Genomic DNA, 16849 nt, shown 5'->3' with positions numbered 1-16849 from the left:
CAAAGATGCCAAAAATCCTACGTCATTTACTCGCTGGCCTGTTTGCCTTGACCCTGGCGTCAACCAGTTCACAAGCAGCTGATCCTGAAAACACGCTGGTGATTGAACTAAAAACCGGTAAAGTCTTCATCGAGATGCTTCCCAATCTTGCCCCGAACCACGTGACAAGAATCAAAGAACTGACCCGTGAAGGTTTTTATGACGGCATTGTATTCCATCGAGTAATACCAGGATTTATGGCACAAACTGGTGACCCCAAAGGTCTTGGTACTGGCGGGTCTGGTAAAAAACTAAAAGCCGAATTTTCTCGTGAACCTTATGTTCGCGGTACTGTCGGCATGGCACGTTCCCAGAATATCCATTCAGGGGACAGCCAGTTTTTTATCATGTTTAAAAGAACGCCGTCTCTTGATGGGCAATACACTGTATGGGGTAAAGTCATACAGGGTATGGAACATGTTGATTCAATTAAAAAAGGCCCTCGGGATACTGGTAAAGTTAGCAATCCTGACAAAATGATTTCTGTAAAGGTACTTGCTGATATTCAATAGGCACCAGACCAGAAAACTCAAAAAAAGCGCTGAAATCCCAATGGATTCAGCGCTTTTTATTTTCAAGGAAAAGTAAGGGTTTCTCTTATTTTTTAAAATTCTATCTCAACAAAGATGCTGCCTTGCAAAAGTGCTCTCAGATACCTATTTTGCAGATAGTTTATCACACTTATTTAGGGCCCTAGCCATGACAGAAGACACAAAACCAGATCAGGAAAACACGCTCGTTATCGAACTGGAAACTGGAAAAGTAACCATCGAGATGCTGCCAGATCTTGCTCCTACTCACGTTGCGCGTATCAAAGAACTTGCACGTGAAGGCTTTTACGATGGCATCGTTTTCCACCGTGTAATCGACGGCTTCATGGCTCAAACAGGGGATCCAACCGGAACAGGAACAAGTGGTTCAGGCAAAAAGCTCCGTGCTGAATTTACCCAGGAACCATTTGTACGTGGTGTTGTTGGTATGGCTCGTGCCCAAAACCCGCACTCAGGCGACAGCCAGTTCTTCATCATGTTTGACAGCGCACCATCCCTTAACGGTCAATATACAGTTTGGGGACGTGTTATCGAAGGCATGGAGCTGGTTGACGGCATCAAAAAAGGTGCCCCGGGCAGTGGTGCTGTTGATGATCCTGATCGCATGGTGTCCGTAAAAGTTCTCGCCGACGTCGCGTAATTCATTCAGCCTAATCCTATATCAACTCAATAAAACAGGTTGGTATTTTTACTAGGTGATTTTTCAAAGCCCTCGCTGTATTATCCACGGCGGGGGTTTTGTCCAATGGGGGGTTATCCGGGGGACAGCCTGTAATCTTAAAAAAAGGACTTTGGTTGTGACAATCACCGAAGAATACACACAGCTTGTAGAGCAACTCACACAGACCGCACTGGATTTCTCACTGGAAATTCTTGCTGCTCTGGCCATTCTCATTGTTGGTATTTTTGTCGCAGGACGCGTTGCAAAATATACAGACAAACTTCTCACCAAATCGGGAAAAGTTGATACGACCCTTAAACCAGTCATCGTTAAGATCATTCGCTATACAATAATGATCTTTGTCTTGATTGCTGTTCTGGCCCGTTTCGGCGTGGAAACAACAAGTATTATTGCTGTTCTCGGTGCTGCAGGTCTGGCAATTGGCCTCGCTTTGCAAGGAACGATGCAAAACATTGCCGCTGGCTTTATGTTGTTATTCTTGCGCCCTCTAAAAGTTGGTGAATTTGTTGATGCAGATGGTATCTCAGGGACGGTGGAAGAAATCAGTCTTTTCATCACCCACATGACCACTGTGGATGGACTGTACCTTTCTGTACCAAATTCAAAGCTATGGTCTGCCACTGTGACGAACTACAGCAGAAACAGTAAGCGCCGTACAGATATGGCAATCGGCATTGGTTACGGTGATGATATTGCCAAAGCAGAAAAAGTTGCCTTGGCTGTACTTTCTGGCGACAGCCGTATCCACAAAGATCCAGCCGCACAGATTATTATCAGCGGTTTGGGTGAAAGTTCAGTTGACCTGAACGTTAGATACTGGACAGATAGTGGAGATTATTGGCCCACATTAAGTGACAATCGCAGAGCGATTAAAGAGGCCTTTGATAAGGAAGGTATCTCTATCCCCTTCCCTCAACGCGATTTGCATATTATTTCTGACGTTAAAGCCAAGGCTTGATACTGTAAGAAGACCTTGCAACGAAGAAAGGCCGCAAGTCGCGGCCTTTTTTTGTATCATGTGCAGATCAAAAACCTCACCTCGTCACATGCGATGATACGCAATTAACAGTACCAACACATCATGTTTGGTATGGCTATCCATTCTGATTTAAAATCAGGTTGAATTTCTCTGATCAAATTCTTATTCGACAAAGCATGATCCACCCCATACCTTGTAAAGAGTTCCTTTCATCTCTTCTGGGCAATATGACATCTATTTCTGATAAATGGCTTTCTTTGGCTATACTGGCGCTTTGCCAAGTCGCAGCTATGGCACTTTGGTTCTCTGCCTCTGCTGTGCTGCCCTCTCTTGTTGTCGAATATGACTTGAACTCTTTCCAACAAGCCCTCTTTACCTCGACAGTTCAAATTGGCTTTGTCGTTGGTAGCCTTTCCTCTGCTCTTTTTGGCCTTGCTGATCGTTTACCACCAAAACTGTTTTTTTTAAGCTCAGCAATCATTGCAGCCATAGCTAACGCACTATTGTTGTTAATTGAACCAACAGACGGGATTGTGCCTATGCTGCGCTTTATCACCGGGGTTTGCATGGCAGGTATATACCCGGTTGGCATGCGAATGGCCGCAACGTGGGCAAAGGGTGACATGGGATTGCTCGTTGGTATTTTGGTCGGTGCCTTAACTCTGGGGTCTGCTTCCCCGCATCTTTTTAATGCAATTGGTGGTATAGACTGGCGTTTTACAATTGCAACAGCATCGATCTGTGCAGTCGCAGCAGCCATTGGTATTCTCTTTTTCAAAATGGGGCCCGCTTACACAAAGGCGCCGCGATTTCACCCTCGACATATTCTCTCGGCCTGGAATATCAAATCCGTTCGTTTGGCAAATCTCGGCTATCTGGGGCACATGTGGGAACTCTATGCAATGTGGGCCTGGATTGGAATATTCCTGACAGCCAGCTTTTCACTAACAATGGAAACTATTCAAGCCCATGACCTTGCCAAACTAGCAACATTCGTAACAATGGCAGCAGGTGCTGTTGGTTGCCTCGCAGCAGGATATCTGGCTGATAAACTCGGGCGTACCACCTTAACGATCATTGCCATGTTGATTAGTGGTAGCTGTGCGTTGTCAGTTGGTTTTTTATTCGGTACATCCCCAATTTGGCTAACATTGCTCTGTATTGTGTGGGGGATCAGTATCATTGCTGATTCCGCCCAATTTTCCGCATCTGTTGCTGAATTATCTCCGCCTGAAATCGTCGGGACAATGCTAACACTACAAACATCACTAGGCTTTACACTGACCCTAATCACGATTCATTTAATGCCATACGCTGTAGATTTTCTAAGTTGGCACTATGCCTTTGCGCCTCTGGCTATTGGACCATTTCTGGGTGTTTGGGCTATGCTAAAACTGCGCCAGCATCCCGAGGCGATAAAACTTGCCGATGGTAAGAAATAATTCGTGAAAACATGATCATTACAAAAAAAGCTCCGTAGTATTCACTAACTACGGAGCTTTTTGATTTGAACCCGGAGCTAATCAACCAAGCAGGGTTTCGATTGCCTTTATTGCGTCCTGAGCCTTTGAGGCATCAGGGCCACCCGCCTGTGCCATATCGGGACGTCCACCACCGCCTTTGCCACCAAGGGCCGCAGAGCCTGCACGTACAAGGTCAACAGCAGAAACTTTAGCTGTTAAATCCTCCGTCACTGCAACAACGATAGAGGCTTTGCCATCTGTATCTGCGATAAGAACAATAACACCGGTACCAATCTGTTTTTTCAGTTCATCAGCCGTCGGTTTCAGATCTTTAGGTAAAACACCTTCGAGAACGCGAGCAGCAACTTTAATACCGTTTACGTCCTTGAATTCGGCCTCACCAGTTGCACTTCCCCCGCCAGCAGCCAGTTTGCGCCGCGCATCAGTCAGATCACGTTCCAATCGCTTTCTTTCGTCCAGAAGCGATGTCACACGGGCTTCCAATTCAGCAGGCGATGCCTTCATGGCTGCCGCCGCTGCTGCCAGCTGTTTTTCCTGTGCTGATACGTAATCCAATGCAGCCTGCCCCGTAACGGCCTCAACACGACGCACACCAGAAGCAAGCGCAGCTTCGGATACAATTTTAAAGAAACCGATATCTCCGGTTCTTCTGACATGGGTACCACCACACAACTCTGTTGAGTAATAACCACTACCCGTAGAACTATCTGAACCGCCCATAGAGACAACGCGGACTTCTTCACCGTACTTCTCACCAAAGAGAGCCATGGCCCCTTCTTTAATCGCTTCATCCGGGGTCATCAGACGCGTTATTACCGGATCGTTGCGACGAATATAATCATTCACCTCACGTTCAACAGCAGCAATATCATCGGCCTCCAAAGGTTTAGGTTGGCTAATATCAAAACGGAGACGTTCCTTTGCCACCAAAGAGCCTTTTTGAGTTACATGTGTTCCCAAACGCCGACGAAGAGCTTCGTGCAACAGGTGTGTTGCAGAGTGATGAGCACGCAGGGCAGAACGTCGAGACACATCGACCTTCATTTCCAACGCAAGATCAACCGCGATCTCACCACGGGTAACTTCACCTATATGAACAAATAGGTTGCCCAGTTTTTTCTGGGTATCCTTAACCGTAACTTCTGCACCTTCGGCCGAGAACAACAGGCCGTGATCCCCCTGTTGACCACCACTTTCACCGTAGAATGGTGTCTGGTTGGTGATAACCATCACCTGATCACCAGCTTTAGCAACAGAAACCTCGTCCCCGTCTTTCAAGATCGCCAGAATCTGACCTTCGGCTGTCTCGGTATCGTAGCCAAGGAATTCTGTACCCCCGACACGCTCCTGAATTTCAAACCAGACTTTCTCTGTCGCAGCATCTCCAGAGCCACTCCATGCCTGACGTGCTGCGGCACGCTGCTGTTCCATGGCAGTATTAAAGCCTTCGATATCAACAGACTGTCCCTGTCCACGCAAGACATCCTGTGTAAGATCCAGCGGGAAGCCATAGGTATCGTACAGCTTAAAGGCAACTTCGCCATTAAGCGTGCCCTTGTCACCCAATTTGTCCGTTTCAGCAGAAAGTAACTTCATGCCGCGATCCAGTGTTTGGCCAAAGCGGTTTTCTTCCAGCTTGAGCGTCTCGGTAATTAGCGCTTCTGCACGGGCGAGTTCAGGGAAAGCAGTTCCCATCATTCCAACCAGCGAAGGAACAAGCTTGTAAATAGCTGGATCTTTCACACCAAGCTTGTGAACATGGCGCATGGCACGTCGCATAATACGACGTAATACATAGCCGCGACCTTCGTTAGATGGCAAAACGCCATCGGCAATCAAAAAGGCCGTTGAACGCAGATGATCGGCAATAACGCGGTGAGAAACCGCATGGTCACCGTCCGCATCAACGCCTGTTTCATGTGCAGACGCTTCAATGATCGTACGAAGTAAATCAACATCGTAGTTATCGTGCTTTCCTTGCAGAACCGCAGTTATACGCTCAAGTCCCATCCCGGTATCAATAGATGGCTTGGGCAGATCAACCCTTGTCTGCGCATCAATTTGCTCATACTGCATAAATACGAGATTCCAGATTTCAATAAATCTGTCGCCATCTTCATCCGGGCTTCCCGGAGGACCACCAAAGATGTGATCTCCGTGGTCATAGAAAATTTCTGAACAAGGTCCGCAGGGCCCAGTCGGCCCCATCGACCAAAAATTATCACTTGTTGAGATCCGGATAATACGATCATCACTCAGGCCCGCAATTTTACGCCACAGAGCAGCAGCCTCTTCGTCTTCGGAATAAACTGTCACCAACAGCTTTTCTTCGGGAACGCCGTATTCTTTTGTAATCAGGTTCCAGGCATGTTCAATGGCTACATCCTTGAAGTAATCTCCAAAGGAAAAGTTGCCCATCATTTCAAAGAATGTGTGATGCCTTGCAGTATAGCCGACGTTTTCCAAATCATTATGTTTACCACCGGCGCGGACACATTTCTGCGAAGTCGCTGCACGGTTATAGGGACGTGTCTCGTTACCGGTAAAGACGTTCTTGAATTGTACCATACCTGCATTGGTAAACATCAACGTTGGATCATTTCGCGGCACCAGCGGCGAAGATTCTACGGTTTGATGACCATGTTTTGCAAAATAATCGAGAAAGACCCTACGGATCTCATTGCCGGTAATCATTTTAATCACTTACCCTAAAACTTGGACAGGACGCATTCTTTCATAACAGAATGCGGGAAATCTTATCTGCGGTTTTAACGTGCTGCCAAGGCTCTGTCTAGGCTTCGCTTACAGCATTACAATTTCCCTGCCTCAACCTTCACACAGTCCCGATAATAACTTGCCTTTAATTTTCCACGATTATTCGATATAGCTAGATAAAATACTTCATAAATCAACATTCACGACTACCTAATTTATATAAACAGACAAGTTTGAAACCATGGTCCTTATAAATCCTCTTGAACATTTAAAAACCATTGCGAGCTGTTGCCTGTTTCTTATTGCGACATCCTCTGTTGCAACAGCTCAACAACAGGCACCGCAAAGATCAACCGAACGCTATGGAAATTGGGCTGCACATTGCACGGTCAACGAACCACTTAGTTGTTATATTGTGCATAATGTTACACTTGGCGAAAACCCAACACCTGTCTTGAACTTGGCCGTTGGACGCCCTGACAATAATACCGCAGGCATCACGACCCTTATTCTAACTCTTCCCCTAGGCATCCGCCTGCCAGAAGGGTTTTCACTGGAAGTTGGTCCTCAGCTAAAAAGACAATATCCCTTTATTCGTTGTTTAAGAACCGGCTGTCAGTCTGAAATTCAAATAGACAATGAACTTTTAAATAGCTTTAAAAGTCAAAACGAAGGACGTGTTGTATTTTTTGATGCGGTTAAAAAGAAAATCGCAATTCCATTTTCTTTAAAAGGGTTCACAAAGGCCTTTGGACGCGTAACCAATCCATAATTTTCCAGCCCTCACAACCGAATAAAACATAAAAAAAGGAGCCCGAAATGGCTCCTTTTTTATTCTCAACTCTGGAAAGGAAAACTAAGCGTCTTCTGTTTCACCTTCTTCTTTTCCTTCGAGCATCGCGTTCGCAACAATTCCGGCATTCTTCCGAACAGCAGCTTCAATTTTCGCTGCCACTTCAGGATTTTCCATCAAGAACTTCTTGGCATTTTCTCTTCCCTGACCAATACGCTGCCCATCGCAAGAGAACCAGGCCCCGGCCTTTTCAACAACACCGGCCTGAACACCGAGATCCAGCATCTCACCCGTTTTGGAAATACCTTCACCGTACATGATATCAAATTCAATAACCCGGAATGGAGGGGCCATCTTATTCTTAACAACCTTCACCCGGGTTTGGTTACCCGTAATATTGTCACGATCTTTAATGGCGCCAATACGACGAATATCCAGACGAACAGAAGAATAAAATTTAAGCGCGTTACCACCCGTTGTTGTTTCCGGGTTACCAAACATCACACCGATTTTCATACGGATCTGGTTAATAAAGATAACGAGAGTTCGAGATTTTGAAATTGAACTTGTCAATTTACGCATCGCCTGGCTCATCAAACGAGCTTGTAAACCAGGAAGAGAATCTCCCATATCGCCTTCGAGTTCAGCTTTCGGAACCAAGGCAGCGACGGAATCCACGACCAACACGTCCAATGCACCAGAACGTACCAATGTATCCGTAATTTCCAATGCCTGTTCACCAGCATCTGGCTGAGAAATCAGCAACTCGTTTACATCAACCCCAAGCTTGTTTGCATAAGCTGGGTCCAGAGCGTGTTCCGCATCAATAAAGGCACATGTTCCACCCGCTTTTTGTGCTTCAGCAACAACGTGCAAGGCCAGGGTTGTTTTACCAGATGATTCCGGGCCGTACACTTCAACAATACGTCCGCGCGGCAACCCACCAATGCCAAGGCCGATATCCAACCCCAGAGATCCTGTGGATATAACTTCGGTCTCTACTGTCGTTCCTTCGCCCAACTTCATGATCGAGCCTTTACCAAAAGCGCGTTCAATCTGTCCCAGGGCTGCATCTAATGCCTTTTGTTTGTCCACCGTGCTATTCTCCACTAACTGTAAGACGTTTTGTGCCATCGTTGCCTCCCTTATCCCACAGGCTCACACTTGCTGCAACGAGAACAATGTACCCTCTTTGTTCTCATGAAGCAACGAAAAAGAACATTAAGAGAACATCGTTGTAATAAAACCTTTAACCTATGCGCGGTTTGGATCAAATACCTGTAAAAAAAAAATGACTTTTTATATGGGCTCCACAAAGTAAAATTACTGTGTAGCAAGGACATCCTTAACTTTAGAGGCCAACTGCTTCAGGCTAAAGGGCTTTGGCAAGAATTCAATTGCAGAATCTACATCCAGCGTTTTCCGAAAAGAATCTTCTGTATAGCCAGAAATAAAGATAACTTTTAAATCCGGGTGAGTTTCATAAAGCTTTTTGATCAAGGTAGGCCCATCCATCTTTGGCATCACAACATCTGTAATGACCAGATCTATCACTTCTCCACCTTCTTCTTGAAGAATCTCAAGCGCAGCTTCGCCTGAATTGGCCTCAAGCACCTTATACCCCTTATTCTCCAGAGCCCTCGCGCTAAAGGATCTCACCGCATCTTCGTCTTCAACCAACAGAATATTCCCACGGCCAGTCAAATCCTGTGCTTTGGGTGTTTCAGCAGCCAGTTCGTCTTGATCTTGTGCATCTTCTTGGAAGTGCGGTAACAGTAAAGAAAAAACGGTTCCTTGATCTGCCGTTGAATCAACAAAAACAAAACCGCCGGACTGTTTCACAATACCATAGACAGTTGATAGTCCCAGACCAGTTCCCGCCCCGACTTCTTTAGTAGAAAAGAAAGGGTCAAAGATACGGTCAATAATTTCAGTCGGAATACCATGGCCCGTGTCCTGAACCTTGACCAACACATAATCGCCAGGTGGAATTTCTTCGCCTTTGACTTTATAGGGGGCATCAACCATTACATTCGATGTAATAATCTCCAACACCCCCCCTTGATCCATGGCATCACGCGCGTTCACAGCAAGATTGATTATAACTTGCTCTAATTGCCCCTGATCCGCCTTAACATCCCCGAGATCCCTGCCATGTGTAATCCGTAGCTCAATCGTCTCACCAATAAGACGGCGAAGAAGATGTGCCAGTTCAGCAATAATATCCGTTACATTCAAACGCCTTGGCTGAAGCGTCTGCTGACGGGAAAAGGCCAGCAACTGACGAACCAGATTGGCCGCACGATTAGCGTTTTGCTTAATCTGCATTATATCAGCAAAAGATTGGTCGCCTGGCCGATGACGCAAAAGGAGTAAATCGGAAAAACCGATCATAGCTGTCAGTAGATTGTTAAAATCGTGCGCAATGCCACCAGCTAACTGCCCAACAGCTTGCATCTTTTGTGACTGTGCAAACTGCGCTTCCAAACTTCTTTGCTCAGTCGTATCTGTAAAATTAAGAATGTACCCGCTAGGTAATCCAGAGTTTTCATCAACGTGAGTGACGTTCATATTACAGACAGTATCTGAATTTCCTGTCAGGTGAACTTCCATTGCCTTGCGTTCATAGGTCGTTGCAGAAACCAACGCATCACGAACACTCTCTCTTTCCTGATCACCAATCAAAGAAAGCAGAGGTTTTCCTTTAACCTCTTCTGTTGTGGCCAAAAGCTCTTGAAATGCCCTGTTATTTTCGGTGATAACACCTCGTTCATTCAACAAAACAATTCCAACCGGGGCTTCGTTAAAGAATTTTCGGAACCGTTTTTCCGACTGCTCCAATGCCGTCGCCATTTCGCGCTCAAGCGTTAAATTCCGGACAACAGACCTCGTCCGAAAGCCCTTGTCGCCACTACCTTCAGCAATGTGCTGGCTTATCACGGCGAGAATACGCTTCTCCCCATCAGCTTTTTGAAGAAAAACTTCTCCGGACTGACTCTCAACATCTTCAAAGGGGTGATATGCGGGCACATCCTCCAAAGCAGCTTCAGCAACAATATCATGCAGCTTGATTTGCCCACTTTCCAATTCCGACGACGAATAGCCCAACCAGTCGGTAAGAGTTTGATTGGCAAAAAGGAAGGCACCATCAGCATCCACAGAGAAGAAACCGATCGGGGCATTTTCCAAAAGATCAACAAACCGCTGTTGCTGATCATTAATGACCTTCTCCATCTGACGGCGCATGGTAATGTCATCAACGAACCAGAACACATACCCCGGGCGATTTGGCAATGGATAGGCAGCGACATGACGCCACTGAACATCACTATCTCCAGAACCCACTCCTGGTATTTCAATCTCAACATGACCTGAAACACCGTTTTTGGCATTTAACTCCAGGGTTGCCAGTTTACGGCCAATTTCCTCATCTCCATGACTTTCAGCCAGGATCAGATCCGGAACAGACCTCAGGTCCCCCCCAAAAAAATCTTCAAATGCCGGATTTGCAAAAAGACATTTCCCTCTGGGATCGACAATTTGACGCGGTCTGGGAACAGCTGCAAAGGCATACTGGCGCAAAGCCAGCATCTTTCTGTATCGCCAGACAACGAAAACAAGAGCAAGTATGACCAGAGCTAAAAAGCTACTAATTGCGATCCAGATAGTAGGTGACACTTCCCTGCTTCCCCCACGAAATGCCTTCTTTTACGGGCACATTCGTGACCATTAAAAAGAAATAAAAGACAGTAAATAAAAGATTAACCCGAAAATCGTTTAAAAACAAACAGGATAGCACAAGAAAGGCTCTCTATGATCGAGAACACATATTATTTTTTAAGTTTCATAACGTAACCAATGATCTCAGCCACAGCTTTATAGTGTTCGGGGGGGATCTCTTGATCGATTTCAACACCAGCATAAAGAGCCCGTGCCAACGGCGGATTTTCCATCACTGGAATTTTATTTTCTTCAGCAACATTACGAATACGAAAAGCAACAGCATCGACCCCTTTTGCTGTAAGTTTCGGGGCTTCCATCATCATGCCGTTGTATTCCAGAGCAACCGCGAAGTGCGTCGGATTTGTTATAACTACATCAGCATTGGGCACAGCGGCCATCATTCTCTGACGCGCTTTTTCCATCCGTAATTGACGCAGGCGCCCCTTGACCATCGGGTCACCTTCACTCTGCTTTGATTCATCTTTGACTTCCTGCTTTGTCATCTTGAGCTTCTTGATATACTCAAAATATTGATACAGATAATCTAACCCTGCGATCACAGCCATAACAGCAACCACTGCAATTACAATAAGGGTAGACCAGTCCAAAAGTATCATCGCCACCTGTCCAACACTCAATTCTGAAAGCTGGGGTACGACAGAGCGTTTTGGCCAAAGAACAAAACCGATAATGCCGCCAACAATGATAAGCTTGGCAAGGCCCTTCACTAAATTCATCACTGATTGCAGTGAGAAAAGTCGCTTGAATCCTGCAAGGGGGGAAATTTTTTTTAATTCAGGTGTTAAGGATTTCCCCGAGAGTAAAAATCCATGTTGCATCAAGCCTGATGCAATACCAAAAGCGACAAGAATAACAGCTGGGGCAATGAAAAGGATGCCAACATCTTTAATCACAGACAGGGTTGTCTCATATATATGTCCGGTATCAAATCGGATCATATCTGGCCGTTCAAATAATGACGAGAGGGTTGTACCCAGTTCTGTCGATATCCAGACCGTAAAAAAGCTGAGGAAAAGCAAGAGACCAAAAAAGGAAAACCAAGAATTCATCTCTTGGGATTTGGGAACATCCCCTTTTTCGCGTGCATCAGCAAGTTTTTTTGCTGTCGGCTCCTCGGTTTTTTGGGACTCATCACTATCTTCTGACACGACAGTCCCCCTTCTCTAACATTTCAGAATTTAGGGATGTATCTATCACTTAACAAATACCATCCAATGTTCTTCCAAACTTATCATATAGACCTTAATCATAACAGGTACACACAAGAAAAGTATTGTTATTCCCATGGCGACCTGCAAAGGCATCGCGACAAAGAACACCTGCATTTGTGGCATTAGCTTTGCCAATAGCCCTAGGCCTAAAAAGAAAATCATCCCCACAACAATAAAAGGTGCAGCCATTCGGGTTGCCAAGATAAAGGTATCGCCGACAATACGTGCGATCATGTTTGAAAAATCACCTGTTGGTAAAATCTGTCCAGGAACAAAAAGCTCGTAACTATCCACCAGCCCCAAGATAAAAAGGTGGTGAATATCCAAAACCATAATTAAAACAATCGCGATTGCCGTCAGAAAAGTCCCCATAATAGATGCTTGTTGAGCAGAAACCGGATCCTGAATTAACGCATTTGCCAATGAAGACATTGTTGCGGCAATCATCCCTGCCGATGCCGCAGCACTCAGAAACATCCGGGCAACCGTCCCCATAAAAAATCCGATAATAGCTTCGCTGAAAATCAAGAACCCAAGTCCAGATACTTCATCTGGCATGGCCGGAATACTCTTTGCCAAAATTGGAGCAACGAGGATACTGATTAACATAGATAGTGCTAGGCGCGTTCTTGGAGATACGTACGATTCACCAAAACCCGGTAGCAATATCATCGCACTACCGATACGCGTGAATACGATTAATACGATGTATACGCTGGAAGGGAGTAAATCATAGAGCATGATCTATCCTAAGGCGACAATCCTGTCCATCAGCTCTTCAGTAAATGTACCCAGTGTCTGCGCCATAAACGGAGCAGTCGCAACAAGCGTCAGGCTGATAATGATAAGCTTCGGTACAAAAGTAAGCGTCATTTCCTGAAGCTGGGTCAATGCCTGAAACAAAGAAATGATCAAACCAACAAGCAGAGCGACAGAAAGTACCGGAGCACTCATTTTCAACATCACCCACACTGCTTCTTTACCATATTCGATGACGTCAGTTTCACTCATGCCCGGCCTGTTATTTACTTATTCGTTTTTAATAATTTTACTTTAACTGCCAAATCAAATTGGCATTCTTAAAATTTCCTGATAGGCCTGAACAACCTTATCACGTACGGCAACAACCGTTTGCAATGTTACTTCGGCTTCGGACATCGCCGTTACAACGTCTGTAACATCTGCTTTACCAGCGGCAGCCATTAACGTCTTGTTTTCGGCTGTTTGCATCGTCGCCAAGGTATCTGTCGCAACATCCCGCAGGGTAGAGGCAAAGTCTTCCCCAACAGGATCAGAAGAGCTCTTTTTACCAGCCAGCCCTTTCTCGGCAGCTTGGTTGTAAGCATTTACTGCATCAACAAAATTTACAGCCATTTTTTAGATCCTCTTAACACCCGCGTTACTGAAGTATTTCCAAAGTACGCTGCAACATACTTTTTGACGCTTGTATCGCCTGTAAGTTTGCTTCAAAACTTCGTTGGGCTTCACGCATATCAGTCATCTCGATAAGAGAGTTCACATTTGGCTGAAGCACATATCCATCTTCATCAGCCGCTGGATGCCCCGGTAAATATTCTCTTTTAAATTCTGACTTATCGGTAAGAACGTCTTTAACAACAACTTTTTCAACACCGAGTTCCCGGTTCAATTCTGAGCCAAAAGAAACCATTTTGCGGCGGTAAGGGGCGCCACCTGGTTCTTGCGCAACAGAATCAGCATTAGCAATATTTTCCGAAATAATGCGCAACCTTGTTCCTTGCGCTCTCATGCCTGAGGCAGAAACCTGCATTGATTTGTAAAGATCGGACATAACTTGCTTTCCTAAAACTCATGAACACCAGAGATTAAAACGCTCAGGCTATTTTATGGCCCCTTAAGGACCATTTTGAACATTTCCTGATGCTTCTTGTAAAGGCGCACCATGCCTTGATAATCCAACTGGGTTTGTGACATCTTGATCATTTGCTCTTCAAGAATAACCGCATTACCTGCCGGAGCCGTCTCATAGATATCTTTTGCCTTACCGGCCCGGGCTTGATCACCCTTTAGTGGACTGCTCGACAAGTGTCCCTCGTGACTGGACTTTTGTGCCATCACAGGTGCAGATCTACTAACCAAGGACTTAAAATGATTATCTTTCAAATCCAATGGGACATAGTTCAGAGTATCTGAATTCGCAATATTCTTAGAGATCACAGCCTGTCGCTGTGTCAGCCAATCCATTTTTCTGGCAAGAACATCGGTAATTTTCAGCTTATCAGCCAATGTCGGCTCTCCTCATAAACGCTAAGGTCCACAACCCTCGGAATAATACGCCCACTGGCTTAATAACCTGTTAACGAATTTCCAATCTAGCAAAAAATAACATAAAAATAGAACTTTGGCTCGACCTATTTGAAAAATACACGTATAAACTTATCAATAGAACAAGTAGTTATAAAAACAACACAAGTCAGCATTTGGCAACCTAGGGACAGGGAGTCCGACGTCCACGATGTTATATCTTACACGGAAAATTGGTGAATCTGTCATCATCAACAACGACATTGAAGTCAAAGTTGTTGATATCCGTGGGAAATCGGTAAAGATTGGCTTCACGTTTCCAGAAGATGCGACCGTTCTTCGGCAAGAACTGCACGAACGTATTCAAGAAGAAAATAAAGCTGCTGTGGCTGGCTCTTTAGACATGTTGGGAATTGATCTAACGGCCGAAGACGAATAACCCTGCCACCACGTTTACACAGACACTGTTGAATTTATACAGCGCCCTTTCCTTTATAACCTTTCATTAAGTATAAAAGGGCAAACTAGTAATGAATTTCCTGATTTCATTAGAGTAAACTCGATGAGTGTGATGAACGAAGACCACCAAAAGAAGCTCCCGCCTTCGTTTTCAAGCACGCAAGATGAAGGCCTTTCTGTTTCGGATCCCTCCCCTTCTCCACAATTATCTGTCGCCGTGAAACGAAGTACATCGGGGCAAACCAAAGTAATTGCAAAAGGGTCAGGTGAGGTCGCAGAACAAATCTTACAGATCGCATTTGACCAAGGTGTGAAAGTCAGAACAGATTCAGATCTGGCACAAATCCTTGCTAACGTAGAACTCGAAAGTGAAATTCCCCTAGAAGCATTAACAGCTGTAGCCACAATTCTAAACTATGTTTATGATGAACAAAAACAACCTTTTGATGAAACACCAAAACAGTCATGACCAAGTTTAATGAACTTCAGGAACAGATAACACATCTTTCCCAGCAAATTTCTCTGGCCAATTCGACGATCAAGTCGGGCCAAGACTTTGATGTTACTGATTTGCCCAAAGTCACCGATTTTTTGTGTCAGGAATTACAAGACCTCGCCCCCGCAGAACGATCAAAATTATCCCCCAAGTTACTAGCGCTAATCGAAGAGCTTGATAACCTTACCATTACAATCAACAGTAATTTGGATAAAGTACGGGTCGAAATAAAAGAAACCACCAGCCACAACAAAGCAGCGCGAGCCTATACAAGCGCTAACCGGCCAGGAAAAAAATAGCTAAATGGATTATGGTAACTATTTCCAGTTTTTCTTAAGCTTGATATTTATTATCGGCCTGATCTTTGCTTTTTCTATTATCGCAAAAAAATTAGGCTTAGGCCACGGCCCTGCCATAACAGGGAATAAACAAAAACGCATTCACATCAAAGAAGTCCGCCCGCTGGACGCTAAAAGAAAAATCGTTCTTATTCAATGTGATAACAAAGAACATTTAGTCTTGGTTGGCGCCGCAAATGATCTTCTACTCGATACACTTGCCTGTGATGTTCCTTTGGACGAGCCAAATAACCTGTTAGCCCCTCTAAACGACGACAAAGCGGCTAAACGCGGAAAAAGTGATGAAAGATCAGGGGTATGAGAAAAATTAACAGCCCAAAAATCATTGTTGTTACACTGTTAACTGTCGGGTTTTCTTTCTTTCCCGACCAAAGCTGGGCGCAAGCACTCACACTTGATTTGAACAATGAAATACTTGGCTCAGGAAGTGGTCGCATATTACAAATGTTGGCCTTACTGACCATTTTGAGCTTGGCACCAGCCATCCTCATGATGGTCACTTCCTTTACCAGAATTATTGTTGTCCTGTCCTTTATTCGTACGGCAATGGGCATTCAACAGGCCCCTCCCAATACCGTCCTAATCAGTTTGGCCCTTTTTCTCACCGCTTTCATTATGACCCCGACAATGGAAAAAGTTTATCAGGACGCCATTAGACCTCTTGTGGATGAAGAGATTTCCGAAATAGAGGCCTGGGACAGAGGCACAGGGCCAATCAGAGACTTCATGTTGCAACATGTAAGAGAAAAAGACTTACGTCTTTTCCTTGATTTGGCTGAGACCGGGGAAGTCGCAGAACCATCAGCAACCCCTCTCCGGGCGCTCATACCCGCCTTTATGATCAGTGAATTAAGACGTGCTTTCGAAATTGGCTTTCTAATATTTTTACCTTTTTTGATCATAGATATGGTCGTTGCTTCCGTTTTGATGTCGATGGGTATGATGATGCTGCCCCCAATTATGCTTTCGCTACCATTTAAGCTGATTTTCTTTGTTATGGTTGATGGCTGGTATTTAATTGCAGGCAGTTTGGTTCGAAGCTTCGGATAGTTAA

At 45.0% G+C, this 16849-nt stretch carries 19 protein-coding genes; 10 read left to right on the top strand and 9 right to left on the bottom strand.

The window, feature by feature from the left end; genetic code table 11:
- The first annotated feature begins 5 nt into the window (after positions 1–5).
- The 4 genes from WH95_RS12040 to WH95_RS12025 all read left to right on the top strand — a co-directional run bounded on the left by WH95_RS12040 (position 6) and on the right by WH95_RS12025 (position 3693).
- Positions 6–551, top strand: coding sequence for a peptidylprolyl isomerase (locus tag WH95_RS12040; RefSeq protein WP_204247779.1), 546 nt, complete (start codon positions 6–8; stop codon positions 549–551).
- Between the two features lie 187 nt (positions 552–738).
- Positions 739–1230 carry a peptidylprolyl isomerase gene (locus WH95_RS12035; RefSeq protein WP_046507486.1) on the top strand — a complete coding sequence of 164 codons (492 nt, stop codon included), beginning with the start codon at positions 739–741 and terminating at the stop codon, positions 1228–1230.
- Positions 1231–1387: 157 nt separating this feature from the next.
- On the top strand, positions 1388–2230 hold the full coding sequence (locus tag WH95_RS12030) for a mechanosensitive ion channel family protein (RefSeq protein WP_218044492.1): 843 nt from the start codon (positions 1388–1390) through the stop codon (positions 2228–2230).
- Between the two features lie 248 nt (positions 2231–2478).
- Complete coding sequence (locus tag WH95_RS12025; protein WP_046507483.1) at positions 2479–3693, top strand: MFS transporter; 1215 nt, start codon at positions 2479–2481, stop codon at positions 3691–3693.
- Between the two features lie 81 nt (positions 3694–3774).
- On the opposite strand, the gene alaS is transcribed toward WH95_RS12025, so the two are convergent.
- Positions 3775–6429 carry an alanine--tRNA ligase gene (gene alaS, locus WH95_RS12020; protein WP_046507480.1) on the bottom strand — a complete coding sequence of 885 codons (2655 nt, stop codon included), beginning with the start codon at positions 6427–6429 and terminating at the stop codon, positions 3775–3777.
- 262 nt (positions 6430–6691) lie between these two features.
- Here alaS and WH95_RS12015 point away from each other — a divergent pair, with 262 nt between their 5' ends.
- Positions 6692–7222, top strand: coding sequence for an invasion associated locus B family protein (locus tag WH95_RS12015; RefSeq protein WP_046507477.1), 531 nt, complete (start codon positions 6692–6694; stop codon positions 7220–7222).
- An 84-nt stretch (positions 7223–7306) separates the two neighbouring features.
- Here the strand turns inward: WH95_RS12015 and recA are convergent, their stop codons facing one another.
- The 8 genes from recA to WH95_RS11975 form a co-directional block, all read right to left on the bottom strand.
- Positions 7307–8377: a recombinase RecA gene (gene recA, locus WH95_RS12010; RefSeq protein WP_046507474.1), complete on the bottom strand. Its 1071-nt coding sequence runs from the start codon at positions 8375–8377 to the stop codon at positions 7307–7309.
- Positions 8378–8566: 189 nt separating this feature from the next.
- Complete coding sequence (locus tag WH95_RS12005; RefSeq protein ID WP_157845952.1) at positions 8567–10921, bottom strand: PAS domain-containing hybrid sensor histidine kinase/response regulator; 2355 nt, start codon at positions 10919–10921, stop codon at positions 8567–8569.
- A gap of 152 nt (positions 10922–11073) precedes the next feature.
- Positions 11074–12135, bottom strand: coding sequence for a flagellar biosynthesis protein FlhB (gene flhB, locus WH95_RS12000; protein ID WP_046507472.1), 1062 nt, complete (start codon positions 12133–12135; stop codon positions 11074–11076).
- 45 nt (positions 12136–12180) lie between these two features.
- Positions 12181–12939 carry a flagellar biosynthetic protein FliR gene (locus tag WH95_RS11995; RefSeq protein WP_046507469.1) on the bottom strand — a complete coding sequence of 253 codons (759 nt, stop codon included), beginning with the start codon at positions 12937–12939 and terminating at the stop codon, positions 12181–12183.
- Positions 12940–12942: 3 nt separating this feature from the next.
- Positions 12943–13209 (bottom strand): flagellar biosynthesis protein FliQ, encoded by a 267-nt coding sequence (gene fliQ, locus WH95_RS11990; protein WP_046507466.1) that lies wholly within the window; start codon positions 13207–13209, stop codon positions 12943–12945.
- Positions 13210–13263: 54 nt separating this feature from the next.
- Positions 13264–13572, bottom strand: a complete 309-nt coding sequence (fliE, locus tag WH95_RS11985; protein ID WP_046507463.1) for a flagellar hook-basal body complex protein FliE — start codon at positions 13570–13572, stop codon at positions 13264–13266.
- Positions 13573–13597: 25 nt separating this feature from the next.
- On the bottom strand, positions 13598–14008 hold the full coding sequence (flgC, locus tag WH95_RS11980) for a flagellar basal body rod protein FlgC (protein WP_046507461.1): 411 nt from the start codon (positions 14006–14008) through the stop codon (positions 13598–13600).
- Between the two features lie 53 nt (positions 14009–14061).
- Positions 14062–14463 (bottom strand): flagellar basal body rod protein FlgB, encoded by a 402-nt coding sequence (locus tag WH95_RS11975; RefSeq protein WP_052741987.1) that lies wholly within the window; start codon positions 14461–14463, stop codon positions 14062–14064.
- 229 nt (positions 14464–14692) lie between these two features.
- On the opposite strand from WH95_RS11975, the gene csrA reads away from it, so the two are divergent.
- The 5 genes from csrA to fliP all read left to right on the top strand — a co-directional run bounded on the left by csrA (position 14693) and on the right by fliP (position 16845).
- Positions 14693–14920 (top strand): carbon storage regulator CsrA, encoded by a 228-nt coding sequence (gene csrA, locus WH95_RS11970; protein ID WP_046507458.1) that lies wholly within the window; start codon positions 14693–14695, stop codon positions 14918–14920.
- Between the two features lie 123 nt (positions 14921–15043).
- The gene (locus tag WH95_RS11965) at positions 15044–15409 is read left to right on the top strand and encodes an EscU/YscU/HrcU family type III secretion system export apparatus switch protein (protein WP_204247778.1); all 366 of its coding nucleotides are present in this window, start codon (positions 15044–15046) and stop codon (positions 15407–15409) included.
- Positions 15406–15735, top strand: a complete 330-nt coding sequence (locus WH95_RS11960) for a hypothetical protein (protein WP_046507455.1) — start codon at positions 15406–15408, stop codon at positions 15733–15735. Before WH95_RS11965 ends, WH95_RS11960 begins: the two co-directional genes overlap by 4 nt.
- Positions 15736–15739: 4 nt before the next feature.
- Positions 15740–16096 (top strand): FliO/MopB family protein, encoded by a 357-nt coding sequence (locus WH95_RS11955; RefSeq protein WP_046507453.1) that lies wholly within the window; start codon positions 15740–15742, stop codon positions 16094–16096.
- On the top strand, positions 16093–16845 hold the full coding sequence (gene fliP / locus WH95_RS11950; RefSeq protein ID WP_046507451.1) for a flagellar type III secretion system pore protein FliP: 753 nt from the start codon (positions 16093–16095) through the stop codon (positions 16843–16845). Before WH95_RS11955 ends, fliP begins: the two co-directional genes overlap by 4 nt.
- Positions 16846–16849: the final 4 nt, after the last annotated feature.

The sequence above is a fragment of the Kiloniella litopenaei genome, assembly GCF_000982415.1.
Classification (GTDB): Bacteria; Pseudomonadota; Alphaproteobacteria; order Kiloniellales; family Kiloniellaceae; genus Kiloniella; species Kiloniella litopenaei.
The sequence above is the reverse complement of the archived record's forward strand: the minus strand, read 5'-3'. Positions and strand labels throughout refer to the sequence as shown.

Excerpts from the sequence above, each read along its gene's own strand:
- WH95_RS12040 (WP_204247779.1), top strand. The coding sequence starts at position 6 with ATGCCAAAAATCCTACGTCATTTACTCGCTGGCCTGTTTGCCTTGACC.
- WH95_RS11955 (WP_046507453.1), top strand. The coding sequence starts at position 15,740 with ATGGATTATGGTAACTATTTCCAGTTTTTCTTAAGCTTGATATTTATT.
- WH95_RS12015 (WP_046507477.1), top strand. The coding sequence starts at position 6,692 with ATGGTCCTTATAAATCCTCTTGAACATTTAAAAACCATTGCGAGCTGT.
- alaS (WP_046507480.1), bottom strand. The coding sequence starts at position 6,429 with ATGATTACCGGCAATGAGATCCGTAGGGTCTTTCTCGATTATTTTGCA.
- fliQ (WP_046507466.1), bottom strand. The coding sequence starts at position 13,209 with ATGAGTGAAACTGACGTCATCGAATATGGTAAAGAAGCAGTGTGGGTG.
- WH95_RS12025 (WP_046507483.1), top strand. The coding sequence starts at position 2,479 with ATGACATCTATTTCTGATAAATGGCTTTCTTTGGCTATACTGGCGCTT.
- WH95_RS12035 (WP_046507486.1), top strand. The coding sequence starts at position 739 with ATGACAGAAGACACAAAACCAGATCAGGAAAACACGCTCGTTATCGAA.
- flgC (WP_046507461.1), bottom strand. The coding sequence starts at position 14,008 with ATGTCCGATCTTTACAAATCAATGCAGGTTTCTGCCTCAGGCATGAGA.
- fliP (WP_046507451.1), top strand. The coding sequence starts at position 16,093 with ATGAGAAAAATTAACAGCCCAAAAATCATTGTTGTTACACTGTTAACT.
- fliE (WP_046507463.1), bottom strand. The coding sequence starts at position 13,572 with ATGGCTGTAAATTTTGTTGATGCAGTAAATGCTTACAACCAAGCTGCC.
- WH95_RS11960 (WP_046507455.1), top strand. The coding sequence starts at position 15,406 with ATGACCAAGTTTAATGAACTTCAGGAACAGATAACACATCTTTCCCAG.
- WH95_RS11965 (WP_204247778.1), top strand. The coding sequence starts at position 15,044 with ATGAGTGTGATGAACGAAGACCACCAAAAGAAGCTCCCGCCTTCGTTT.
- recA (WP_046507474.1), bottom strand. The coding sequence starts at position 8,377 with ATGGCACAAAACGTCTTACAGTTAGTGGAGAATAGCACGGTGGACAAA.
- csrA (WP_046507458.1), top strand. The coding sequence starts at position 14,693 with ATGTTATATCTTACACGGAAAATTGGTGAATCTGTCATCATCAACAAC.
- WH95_RS11995 (WP_046507469.1), bottom strand. The coding sequence starts at position 12,939 with ATGCTCTATGATTTACTCCCTTCCAGCGTATACATCGTATTAATCGTA.